The organism is Thermoplasmataceae archaeon, assembly GCA_038729425.1.
In the GTDB taxonomy this organism is placed as follows: Archaea; Thermoplasmatota; Thermoplasmata; order Thermoplasmatales; family Thermoplasmataceae; genus B-DKE.
In genome coordinates, this window is the sequence record JAVYSB010000001.1 from 90,192 (window position 1) to 102,368 (window position 12,177).

A 12,177-nucleotide genomic window follows, 5' to 3' on the forward strand; every position below is an offset into this window, starting at 1 on the left:
TTTATGTTATTTGCCCTATATATCTTGGCTCTGATGGCGGGGGCTGAAACGAAATGTATACCACCGCAGCGTCGAACTGAGTATCCGTCACCAGGAGGGTCATTTCACCGGTCACATTAACGGGGGTTACCTGCAGCTGGAGTTGTCCTTTAACCTGAAGATTTCCACCCGGAGACAATATAGTTGCTGACCCGTATGCGCTCCTGTTAACGGTTTCTGTTCCCACTGTATAGCGGTATGAATTACCGGTGTCTGTAAATATATACGCTGAAATGTTAAGGCCCACTTCCCCGGTATTCTCGACCGTTATATTTACGGTTCCATTCCACGTTTCAGATAATTTACCACCGTTGTTGGCAAATCCAGGGGGGTTCAGTGTCAGAGGGTCTGTCCTGAAATTGGTATTCACGAGAATTACAGTCAACTGGATATTCGAACTGCTTCCCCCGTAGTAAGTGGTAAGGGTATAGTTATAATAACCTGTCCTGTTTAGATTCTGTGTTTCCAGCGTTACATGATAGAGAGCAGAACCCCCAGGATCTATGGGCGAAGATCGCTCTGAGGAAAATGTGTATCCAATGAGCGGAGATACTGAAAACGCCGGAACCATAGAGGATATGCCTCCGTTTTTCACGTATACTGTAAAATTGGCATTCTGTGGGGTTCCATTAATGATCAGGAAGTTTGGATCACTTACGCTTGCGGTTATATGGCTCTCTGAGACATGAAATGGAAAAGGAACAAGCCCAAGGAACAGGATGATTATGGCAATGCCGCCTATAACTCTGGAAAATTTGAGCGGCCGGTATATGTTGCCCAATGGTTCAGGTCCACGAATGCCTAATATGACGACAAAAACGGCGAGTATGAACCATGGAGTGTAGGTTAATCCAATGAGCACAAGCCCGATGATAGAAATGTAAGAAACGTACCTAGAATAGCCGCCGAATAGTCCCACAGACACCAAACCTCCATCAAGGAATCCGGCTGGAATTGCATTGAACGAGTTGACAATGAGGCACACCCATCCGCTGTAAGCTATTATATTAGGCACTGAAGAAACAGGATAGAAGAAATTTATCAGAATTGGATATATGATAGGAAGGCTGACGGTATTAATGGGGGAATTTACGCCTGGTGCGTATGAGTTTGAAGCTGGAATGGCAATGTTGCCTACTATTATCAAAAATAAAGAACCGATAAAACCCGCAATGATTGGAAAAGACCCGGCTTCAAGGAGAGACCTCCGCGTCTTGAATGGCCGGGACGGCAAATTGATCACACCCATTGTCCCTATCCCGAATGGATCTGGTATGAAGAGAGGTGCCTCATATTTCATACTGTTTCTCCTTAGAGCATAGAATCTGGCAAGCTCCCGCAGCCCGAGAACCCCAATTATGGGCAAAACAAACAAGAGAAATGCCACGGCGGTGTTGGCAAAAAAACTGGTTGTATGCGTGTATTGTTCCTGATAAGTGTATCCTGTGTACCAGAGACTTGCAATGGTAAGGGCAACCATAATCGATCTGATCAGGTTCCTGTTCCTATGCTGAGAAACGCTCTTGATTACATAAAGCTCGTCACCGAACATGCCGGACGTGAATACCACATACCCGTGGGATGAAAGTTCGTCCACCAGTTCTGAAAATTTCCCCTCTGGGTAATTGGCAAGACCAGGTATCCTGAAATAATATGAACCACCCCTCTCCCCGGTTTCTGAAATTTCATAATGAGATGCAACGATCTTCTGTATCCTATTGTATTCATCATCCATTATTCTTTACCTTACTGAAGCTTACTATCGAAAAAACTCCTTATTAACTTTTCATCCAGATTCCTTGATGAAATCGCAGAGTAGTATCTGTCTGATCCGTTGTTTCCATTGTCTGGAAGCCCCAAGCCTTGTGCTATTTTCCTGGCACTGGATTGATCTCTAACGAAGATCATGTGCTTTTTTGAATCATGTCTGTCAAGGGAAACTATTACGACATTAGCCTCCAGTCCGTAAGCAGCTTTTGACAGATCTTTTTCTGCATCCTCGTCGAGGGAGCCATGGATAAATATTACCCTTTCCTTTCCGGATTCTATCGTTTTCCCTGTGTGGATTAGTGCCTTCACAGACTCTTTCAGGTGCTTCTCATGGTTCTTTCTAGCATCAATGTTTTCGTTGACGATAACCCTGATGGCGTCTGAAATATTGCCCTCACTATAACCAATGATTTTCCTGATTTCTGCAAGTTCCTTATAGCTATTGTTAAATAAATTGACTGCAGCAGGACCGGCCACAAATATTATTCTCTGGATCCCTTCCTGTATGTTCTCCACGCTTTTTATCTTGACGAGTCCTATCTCCGCAGTTGATGAGAGATGTGTGCCGCCGCAACCCTCTGCGTCAACTCCGTCAATCTCGACGACCCGGAGTTTGTCCGAGAGGGGGACGCCACCTTGAAAGAGCCTGAAACCATATCGTTCAATAGCGTTGTTCCACTCTATGTTCTTCACTGTAATCTTTCTGCTTTCTGTAATAATTTTGTGGCATTCGCGCTCAATCTTCAGAATGGTATCTGCATCGATCTTCCGGTAGTTGGTTATATCTATTCTCGAATCTGCAACTTCCTTCTGGACACCGCTCTGCCATACGTGATCGCCGATAACTCGCCTCATTGCGCCTAGCAAGAGGTGCGTTGCCGAGTGGTGTACCATCAGCTGCCACCTTCTCTCGTAGTCTATTATGCCCTTTACCCTTGATTTCTCTGGTATATTTCCATTTATATAGTGAACTATTGCCTTTCCGTGTTTCTCTACCCTTGTAACTTCTACTTCATAGTTCCCGTATTTCAGGACACCCAGATCATACGGCTGTCCTCCACCTTCTGGATAGAAGGCTGTCTGGTCAAGAATGACATACCCATTTCCTGAATACATTACGGAAGCAGTGAATTCTCTCATGTTTACATCATCATAATAAAGCGACCGCGTGAAAATATCAGGAAACCTTTCAGTCGGTTCCCTTTGCAGCTTTTTCACGTCATGAAGGGATACAACCTTGGCCTGGAAGTTATGCGGTATTTCCAAATTCTTTCCAGTTATTTCCTTGTAGATCTGTGACGCAAATTCAGGATATATTCCATATGAATCGTATAATTCCAGCAGTTGTTCCTCGCCAACAGATCCTGCTTTTTCTATGGTTCTTCGCAGGACAGCTTCTCCTCTTTTCAGGGCAGCCTCGTATTTGGTAGTTTCCTCCTCGATAACATCCCTGATAAATTCCTCTGGGAAGTTGAGCTTCATGTCTCCTAGATTATCCTTCTGCATCCTTATGAGATCAAGAAGCGTGATACCAGAGCCAATTTCACTGAGATACCTTAGAGATCTTCTGATAAGCAGCCGTGAAAGATACCCGACCTTGACATTGGAAGGGATGACATAGTCGCTGAACATGAATAAAAGCGATCTGCTGTGATCGGCTAGTATGAAAGCTGCCATCAGCTTCTCCATTTCCTTTGTAATCTCATCTGAATTATTCCCATTTTCTGTTGCATGGCTGGTAATTACCCGTCGGATTATTGCAAGGGGCAACTCTGTTTCGTCAGACGCCATAGCCCTGACAATTCTGGCAATCATGTTCTCGTCAGGTCTCGTGATACCTGCTTCATTCAGAATTGCCGACAATATCTTCGGAAAAATTGAGTCATAGACTGTGGAAGTACCGTTGCTGAGCCATACTAGCCTCTCAAGGCCGTACCCAGTATCCACAATCCTCTGAGGCATAGGGGAATACCTCTTCCCTTCAATTTCAATCTCCCCATCTTCATCTTCGGAAAGATCCATGAAAACGAGCGTTGCGACTTCCAGACCAAGTACGAAGACTTCCAGGGCATTACCAGCATTTCCGCCTCCGGACCATGGTTTTTCCTTGAATGTGATGAGCTTCTGGTCAATACCCAGTTTCTGGGTCAGAAATTCGTTGCAGTACCGGACTGTGCCTTCCTTCCAGTAAATTTCCTTGTTGTCTGTATTGAAGGAGTCATGACAGAGCATCTCAAAACTGGTGAGATGCCTACCGGTTACGCCGACCTGATCGATATCATTCATCCTGATGCATGGCTGTGACATTGCCAGAGGATTACCGGGAGGAGCCACAAGCCCAGAAGTCACCTGAGGTTGGAAATCATATATTGAGGCATTTACGAGTAGAACATCATCCCGCCATCTGGGGACTATGGGGTATGGAGAAACAATCTTATGGGTGGCCCTGAAGAAATCAAGGAATTCTTTCCTCATCTCGTCAAGGTTGTATTTTGTAGCAGTAGGGGGCATTCCGATGAACCCGTATTCGTCGCAGGGAGGGTCTCCGCAAGTCTTTCTTTTATCGTCAGATGTCCAGAAATACGATAAACACGATGTGCACTGTTTCCTCTTCATGGATCTGGACTTGAAGAATTCCAGCTCAAAAGCCTTGGTTTCGCCCGACATTTAACCACCACGCCATTTTTCTAGTCCAAAATATTACGCCATTATTATAAGCTTGCCGAACAGATCGGTTCACTGCCTTTCCAGATAAATCATGTAGTTGGCGCGGTCATACGGGATCAAGTTCACTTTCTGTACTACCCTGAAACCTTTGATCTCCCGGATAGCTGCATTGAGGATCTTTTCCTCATCGGATCGCGAGGATATTGCCCTGATCTTCACCACGAGCAGGGCCTTTTTTGCTTCAGGAAAGGCAGAGGCATTGTTGTTGAATATCTGTATCTGGTTTCTCTGGGAAATGTCCTGATACAGCACATCCACATCCTCCACCAAGAAAGAATATTTCTCCACGAGATTCGCGTCCTCCAGTATGGGATAAATATTATTGCGACTTTCTGCGAGGGTAAGCAGTTTCATGAAAGGCTCATATGCAAGTTCAACCGCATATATCCTTCCGGAGACACAGATATCGGAAAGATGGCTCACCGTGGTTCCCGTGGATGCCCCCAGATAAAGAACCCTAGTATCTTCCCCAAATGGGAAGAATTTAAGACCTTTCAGGAAGCCGGCAGAGAGTTTGCTCCTCTTGGGGTCCCAGTATCGGAAAAACCTGTCAGAAGACCTCTTGGTAACCTCGCCGTACACGCTTCTGGGCACCTCAGACTGTGTGTAAAGCCTCCGCCCTTCTATTAAAATCCTGCGCGAATCAAATGCTGCCAGATCAATAAACCCCCAGAATCATATCAAAACAGAAAAAGAGAGAGATAAAACATATTTATCTTTTTAGAAATAGGGTAGCATGGCATCGATTGAATGCGAGATGTGCGGTAAGAAAGTGCAGAAAACGACTAAAATTAGGGTTGACGGCGCGATTCTCAATGTGTGTGATGCTTGTGCTAAATTCGGCAGGCCAGTTGAAAACATGAGAAGCTATAGCCCAGCACAGCGTGTTACTTCCGCCAGCACAGTGATGATGCCTGAGAAGCCGAAGTATACTCCGCCTCCAGTCCGATCGAAACAGGTTTACCGAAAACCCAGGGATGACATAGAGAACTTGGACATCGACCCAGACTATGCGATCATTATAAGGGAAGCCCGCGAGAAATTGTCATGGACACAAGAGGAACTTGCAAGGAAGATCCAGGAAAGGAAAAATGTGCTTTCAAGCATTGAAAGAGGAGAGTTGATGCCCGACGTGAGGGTTGCAAGGAAACTCGAGAAACTGCTTGAGGTGAAGATCATCCAGAAGGGATAATTCACTGAATTTTCAATATAATTTTCATTTTCTACTCGTATTATTGTACCATTTACCTGTGAAAAAAGATTAAATAATAATGTTTTTATGTGTTATCTAAGGTACCAGAATTGAAAATAGAAATAGGTCAGCGGCTGGAATTTGAAGTGGACCGTGAGGACATATTGGAAGCAGACAGCAGATCCATCATTGCAACTTGGTATCACCTTGGAACACCCATTTTCGTTGAGCTCACGGTCAGCAAGACGCTATTGGCAGAACTAAGGAAACTGTTCAAGGGAAACGAGAGAAAGAGTGCGTTGGTTTCCATTGCTAGAGTTTCCAAGACAAAGTACAACATTGAGCCAACCATGGTACTCGTTAACGCCCCGAAAAAGAACATCACACCATTGAAGTGAGTTGTGACTACGAAATAATTGCCTCTCACGAGGCATTTCCAAAATTATTTATTGTACTGGTAGAACCCCCTACCCGATTTTTTCCCCAGCATACCTGCAGAGACCATTCGCTTTAGAAGGTTAGATGGCCGGTATTTGCTATCTCCGTATTCATGGTATAATATGTTGGCAACATCGTACGTTATATCTAGTCCCACCATATCTGCGAGCTCAAGAGGGCCCATGGGAAACCCCGCGCCTGCTTTCATTGCCCTGTCAATGTCCTCAGCTTTTGCTACACCTTCGTCCAGCATGAAAGCGGCTTCATTCATCACTGGAACGAGTATCCTGTTAACGAGGAATCCGGGTACCTCCTTGACCCTTATCGGTATCATCTGAGTTCTGTGGTTATGCAAGCCACCAATGAAGTCCGATATCGTCCTGAATGTCTCTTCCGATGTCTGGATCGCAGGAACAATCTCAACAAGCGGCAGTGTATATGGTGGGTTGAAGAAGTGGGTGATAATTACGCGCGACGCATTGGAGACGTTTCCCGCCATTGCACTTATGCTTAATGATGAGGTGTTGGATGCAACAATGGTATCTTCCCTGCAGTTTTCAGAAATCGCCTTGAATATTTCCTTCTTGACTTGCATGCTTTCAAATGCAGCCTCTATTACAATATCTACGTTCCTGAATTCTGTGTACGAGTCCGTTCCACGTACTCGCTTCATAGCGGCCTCAACAAATCTCTGATCATAATTCGGCCTGAGTTTTTCCTGTATAGCTGCTTTCTGATCGGCAGAAAGCTTTACGCCATAATTCTCGATACGCATGATCTCCTTGCTGGCCTTTGATGCGTCATAGGATGCAAGATCATCGAGAATCTTTTTGATACGCTTAATTCCCTTCTCCGCAAGCTCCATGTTCACATCCTTTACTACAACTTCAAATCCATTGAATGCCATGAGCTCCGCAATTGCAGCACCCATGTTTCCGGCACCGATAACTGCTATCTTCTGCTTCACCATTGAAAACGACCGTTACTGCATTCCGTGAGCTTTTATAAATATGCCAGGGCCAAAAATATCGTTTTCAGATCAATACAGCAGGTTTCTGAGTGCATCCTCAAGGTTAGGGAAACTAAACTTGAAGCCATTATCCAATGCGACCTTCGGATATACCTTCAAGCCGCGAGATATAACAGATGAACCTTTGCCTAGTATAAGTCTCAGCAGCGACGGAGGAATTCTAATCGAACTCCTCTTATTCAAGACCTTCCCGAGGGTGGCCGAAAATTCCTGCATGGTCGGAATGTTCGGAGAAGAGGCATTGATTGCCCCATAAATCTGGTTGTTCTCGATTGCAAACTTAATCAGGGATACTTCATCTGACATGTGTATCCATGGAAACCACGGGGTGGCGGACTTCACGTAGCCACCTATGCCTTTCCGGAATAGCGGGACCAACAAACCCAACGCCCCTTCGCCCTTGACTAGAACGACAGTAGTTCGGATGAGAGAAACCCTGACTCCCAGATCATTTGCCTTCTTCGCTTCCCCTTCCCATTTTGAAACAAATTTTCCCCAGAAATCGTTCCCGGCCGGACTTGATTCGGTCACAGTGTCGACGCCACCCCCGTCATACCCATAATATCCTGCAGCAGAAGCGTTCACCAGAAAACGTGGTCTGTCCTTTGCTATTCTTATTGCATCCACGATTGCCCCTGTGGTTTTTACCCTGCTGTCTATTATCTCATTCATGTATCGTTTGGTCCACCTTTTGAAAATGGGAGCGCCAGACAGGTTTATGACCCCCAATGAGCCGTCCAGTTCTCTGAACCAGCCGTCACCGCCTTCATAATCGAATTTCACAATTTTCTTTGCGGATGGTACCGCGGTCCTCGCCCCCGTGGGGTCTCTCGCTAAGACCGTGATCTCATATCCAGAATTCCCCAGCTCCTGACACAAATACCTGCCTATTGATCCGGTTGCTCCAGCAATTACAAGGCGCTTATTTTGACTCATAATAAAATGGAGACAAAACATTCTAAAATATATTTGTATCTTTACCATTGAAAGAATAGGTAATTACAATCGGTGGCGTATCTGGGCGAATAAATCTTGAATGTATATAAGAAGATAGTACTGATAGAATTCACTGCGGCCATCACTTTCAATCTCAGCGAGTATGCCATCACAGAGGGTTAGGGAAGTTGAAAATGGCAGAATTTAGAATTAACAGGTGGAGGGTGGACGTTGATAAGCTCAAATATGCAGTTGGGAGCTCATTGTTTCTTGTTGGTGCTTTCGTTTCCATAATAATAATTCTCGAGTTATCCATACTCCAGATTCCATTCTCAATTGACGGATACCGGGTCCATGCGATTGGATTTCCATGGTTAACTGAGCAGGTAGCAAATTCGACCGGGTTATGGAGAATGCCAGACTACACTCAGCAATTTCCAAATGTATACTTCCTCAACTACGGGGAAGCGCTATTTATTGCACTGGCATTTACAGTATACGGGAGAGCACTCAGGAATTCATTTAATGTCATTAATAGGAATGCAAGAGATACCATATCAAGAATCGGTTTTATAAGTACAATTCTGTCAATGGCAGGACTGCTATATTATTGGGTCAGAATGACAGTGTTGTTCAATACATACGTTCTTGGAAACAGTGTTTATTACCCCGCCAGTACGCCTGCACCCGGTGTGGGTTGGTTGAAGCAATTCAATTTACCCTTGACGATGAATATAAAACCTTACTCCGGTGCTCTTGTTTATCACATATATACGAGTACAATATCCATTGGTGCCGGTTTACGCATTGATATGGGTTTATACATTGTAGCGTTCATTTTTTTCATCTCTATAATTATATGGAAATATTTCATTTAAAATGGGGTTTCAAATGAGATAACAGGTGTCCAAAACAAATGAACACGGCGTTGTATAGTTTTTTTTACGTAGTCAATTTTCAGTTGACAGACAGCGATCATATCAGTAGCATATTTTCGAGGGCCATTGCTTGATCTTGGACTGTACCATTGCTACCATTACTGTATTGGAGAATGCTGCTCGGCCTATTTGAGGTCCTCCTCTCCATTGAGTCATAAAGAAACAGAATATTTCCTTCCTTTTCTTCTTTGTATATCTGAACCGAGGTACGCCCCTTTGACCTCAAATATATAATGGGAGGCACTGATTGACCTGCACCCCTCTTCTCGGAATAACAAAAAAAATAGAGCTAGATGTGATCGCATATTGCACACAATATGGAGCAGCACACCGGAACTCGCAAACCGCTGACGGAAGCGAACCTTGGCAATCAGATTCTGCAGGATCATCAGATATATATGATCAGGGAGGCACTCAAAGATATTCTTGTTGAAACGGACATGGAAATTCTGAGGAACAAGGCAGCAGCAATCCGAGATAAAATATCAAGACCTATGGCACCGATTGCGCCCGTGCCTGGCCAAGAAAGGCGTATCTCAAAGGATGTTGTGACAAGCGAGATTGAGCAGATTATTTCCTCGGCAACATTGGAACGTGCACTATATTATGCGAGAAGACTTAAGCACAGCCTCGAATCAAGCAAGCACAACCGCGTAAACGACCTTGATTTATCCAGGTGGAAGGAGTATGGGGAAGTAATAACCGACAGCCTGTGGCTGGAAGAGAAGAGGAGCCGATCGGGCGAACACAGTGCATGGTACTGGGGAAATTTTATTCCTCAGATCCCAAGGCAGATGATGTTGAGATACACCAAAAGGGGAGACTGGGTTCTTGATCCTTTTCTCGGAAGCGGAACCACACTGATCGAGTGCAGGAGAATGGGGAGGAATGGAATAGGTCTTGAGTTGAACGAGAATATCATGAACAGATCTTCAGAAATAATAGAAAGGGAGAAGAACCCATTTAATGCGAGGACGAAGACGTACGTAGGAAATGCCCTAGCTGCTGATTATAAAAAGATACGCGAGGATAATGGAATCGAGAGATTCCAGCTTGTAATATTGCACCCCCCGTACCAGGACATCATAAAATTTTCAGAATCCCCCGATGACCTTTCCACAATTAAAGACACTGAGCAATTCGTCCATAAAATCGGCGAACTTTCATCCAGGCTGCATCCGCACATTCAGGAAGGAAGAATACTGACCCTTGTGATTGGAGACAAATATGAGAACGGGTTGCACATTCCCCTTGGGTTTTATTGCATGAATGAGATTATGTCAAGGGGGTATGCCCTCAAAACGATGGCAGTCAAGAATTTTGATACAACGAGAGGAAAAAGGTCATCGGAACAGCTCTGGAGATACAGGGCACTTGCAGGCGGGTTTTATATCTTTAAACACGAATACATCTTTGTTTTCACTAGGATTAAGCTTAATGATTAGATAATCAACCAGTGCCAATCACGCTATATAGGAAGTTGCCGAGGAATCAAATTTGCTGACGATCCTCAGCGAATCCCCGTTTCCACTGGCTACATACCTTAGTTGTGGGTATAGATTCCAGAGATCGCCTGAACTCATTCTCGATGCATGGTGTTTCTCGCCAAACGCAACGGAAGCGACCATGGCTGTCACACGTCTGGCTTCTAATTCATCTATAAAACCAAGTGAATGCACATACTCGTGTGTTAGTATCATATATACAAAAGAGTTAAATTCACGAAACGAGGAGGCCAGGCGCTCCATTGCTCTGACAAGGTTTTCATTCATCACTATGTAGTTCCCCCCTATCTGCCAGTACGCCCCCATTGTGGAGGGTAAGTTTGAAAGAGCAAGTCCAAGTCCAGATCTTTCTTTTCCCAACACGAATTTCACTGAGTCCTTGACCACTTCAAAAACTGCATCGAAATCCATCTTTGAATCAAGACCATTTACAAACGGATGGGCGTTTTCAATTTCGTGCATATGTTTCGATTTTGCAAATTCAGGTGTATGATCATACGAATTATGTGTTTCAAATTTGATCCTAGAATCATGATCTTCAAAATTTATCATGAATACCAGCTAATAATTTTGCGCTTCTATAATAACTTAATGTTTTGTGGTGCAAGAAGTCGTCTGTACAAAATAAAGCATTCAGATCCTCAGATACTTGCACTTTCTTGCCAATAAAAATAAATATATATAAATTGGCACATATCTCAGTGAAACTTGAGAAAAGATTGGTTATGGCAGCAGGAATTATAATCAGTATTTCAAATATATACTTCTTTCTTCCAGAATACTTCATAGCCACTGCCCTGGCACTTCTCACATTCAACCTCATTGACAGGATAAGGAAGCCGAAGATAGTCCCGGTCCTACCCAAAAATCCCACATCAGATGACTGGATTATACTGTGTTGTTCATTTCGGAGCATCCTTTCCCAAAGCAAAAGTGAAATTCTGGAATTTTACGCCCAAGAGCTTCTATCCACAGGTATGTCCGAGAAACTTGTGACTCCGGTTTCAAAGCGTAAAACGCCCATTCCGGCACCCATCTTGCTTAAGAAAGAGTCATCGTTCACTGCAAGTGTGTACCCAAGAGAACGACTCCCAGACAGTGAAATTTACCAAGAAGATAACCTATTTTTCATTTACAGGGTCGCGATCTCGGTCTCCGTGTGGGGTGGTTCCTTTCTGTTGATAACTCCTTTCAACTACTTACGATTCTTCCTTCCGAATTTCGGCCTCAGTGTTAATGTTTTGATCGACGTTGTTCTTGGCGTGTCCATATTTGAATCTATAATCACAGGGATTGCTACCAAGACCGGCAAAAACTACCTGTGGATCCTCGTTACCGAATTCCTGGTTGTCTTACTTGTCTCTTCTGCTCTCTTCCTCCCTGCTATGTCATGGTTTAGGGCAGAACCCCTAATTCCGCAGCTTTTAATTTATCTTATACTTATTATGCTTGTATCCGTGATAACGGTACTTGCGTTCTTGATAGGCAAAAGGCGATATACCTTCGTACTCTCATTTGTTTTCGCATCCGTAGCCTACGCAATTTTCCTTTCAACTACCATAATTAACATCATAACTTTCGTATTGGCAAGAGTATGAAACT

Annotated in this window: 11 protein-coding genes; 5 read left to right on the plus strand and 6 right to left on the minus strand. The window is 44.1% G+C overall.

Going from position 1 to position 12,177, the window contains the following annotated elements:
* Position 1: 1 nt before the first annotated feature.
* The 3 genes from QW597_00430 to QW597_00440 form a co-directional block, all read right to left on the minus strand.
* Entirely contained in the window at positions 2–1,774 is a 1,773-nt protein-coding gene (locus QW597_00430) for a hypothetical protein (protein ID MEM0155062.1), read from the minus strand.
* An 11-nt stretch (positions 1,775–1,785) separates the two neighbouring features.
* Entirely contained in the window at positions 1,786–4,476 is a 2,691-nt protein-coding gene (alaS, locus tag QW597_00435; protein MEM0155063.1) for an alanine--tRNA ligase, read from the minus strand.
* A 69-nt stretch (positions 4,477–4,545) separates the two neighbouring features.
* A complete protein-coding gene (locus tag QW597_00440) occupies positions 4,546–5,199 on the minus strand; it encodes a fibrillarin-like rRNA/tRNA 2'-O-methyltransferase (protein ID MEM0155064.1) in 654 nt (217 codons plus the stop codon).
* 73 nt (positions 5,200–5,272) lie between these two features.
* Here QW597_00440 and QW597_00445 point away from each other — a divergent pair, with 73 nt between their 5' ends.
* Complete coding sequence (locus tag QW597_00445; protein MEM0155065.1) at positions 5,273–5,728, plus strand: multiprotein bridging factor aMBF1; 456 nt, start codon at positions 5,273–5,275, stop codon at positions 5,726–5,728.
* 110 nt (positions 5,729–5,838) lie between these two features.
* On the plus strand, positions 5,839–6,126 hold the full coding sequence (locus QW597_00450; protein ID MEM0155066.1) for a hypothetical protein: 288 nt from the start codon (positions 5,839–5,841) through the stop codon (positions 6,124–6,126).
* A gap of 44 nt (positions 6,127–6,170) precedes the next feature.
* On the opposite strand, the gene QW597_00455 is transcribed toward QW597_00450, so the two are convergent.
* Together QW597_00455 and QW597_00460 are read right to left on the minus strand one after the other, a co-directional pair.
* A complete protein-coding gene (locus QW597_00455; GenBank protein ID MEM0155067.1) occupies positions 6,171–7,136 on the minus strand; it encodes a 3-hydroxyacyl-CoA dehydrogenase family protein in 966 nt (321 codons plus the stop codon).
* 69 nt (positions 7,137–7,205) lie between these two features.
* The gene (locus tag QW597_00460; protein ID MEM0155068.1) at positions 7,206–8,132 is read right to left on the minus strand and encodes a TIGR01777 family oxidoreductase; all 927 of its coding nucleotides are present in this window, start codon (positions 8,130–8,132) and stop codon (positions 7,206–7,208) included.
* A 194-nt stretch (positions 8,133–8,326) separates the two neighbouring features.
* Here QW597_00460 and QW597_00465 point away from each other — a divergent pair, with 194 nt between their 5' ends.
* Complete coding sequence (locus QW597_00465) at positions 8,327–9,010, plus strand: hypothetical protein (protein ID MEM0155069.1); 684 nt, start codon at positions 8,327–8,329, stop codon at positions 9,008–9,010.
* Between the two features lie 377 nt (positions 9,011–9,387).
* Positions 9,388–10,515, plus strand: a complete 1,128-nt coding sequence (locus tag QW597_00470) for a DNA methyltransferase (protein ID MEM0155070.1) — start codon at positions 9,388–9,390, stop codon at positions 10,513–10,515.
* 18 nt (positions 10,516–10,533) lie between these two features.
* Here the strand turns inward: QW597_00470 and QW597_00475 are convergent, their stop codons facing one another.
* Positions 10,534–11,127, minus strand: a complete 594-nt coding sequence (locus QW597_00475) for a hypothetical protein (GenBank protein MEM0155071.1) — start codon at positions 11,125–11,127, stop codon at positions 10,534–10,536.
* Positions 11,128–11,276: 149 nt separating this feature from the next.
* On the opposite strand from QW597_00475, the gene QW597_00480 reads away from it, so the two are divergent.
* Positions 11,277–12,173 (plus strand): hypothetical protein, encoded by an 897-nt coding sequence (locus tag QW597_00480; GenBank protein MEM0155072.1) that lies wholly within the window; start codon positions 11,277–11,279, stop codon positions 12,171–12,173.
* Positions 12,174–12,177: the final 4 nt, after the last annotated feature.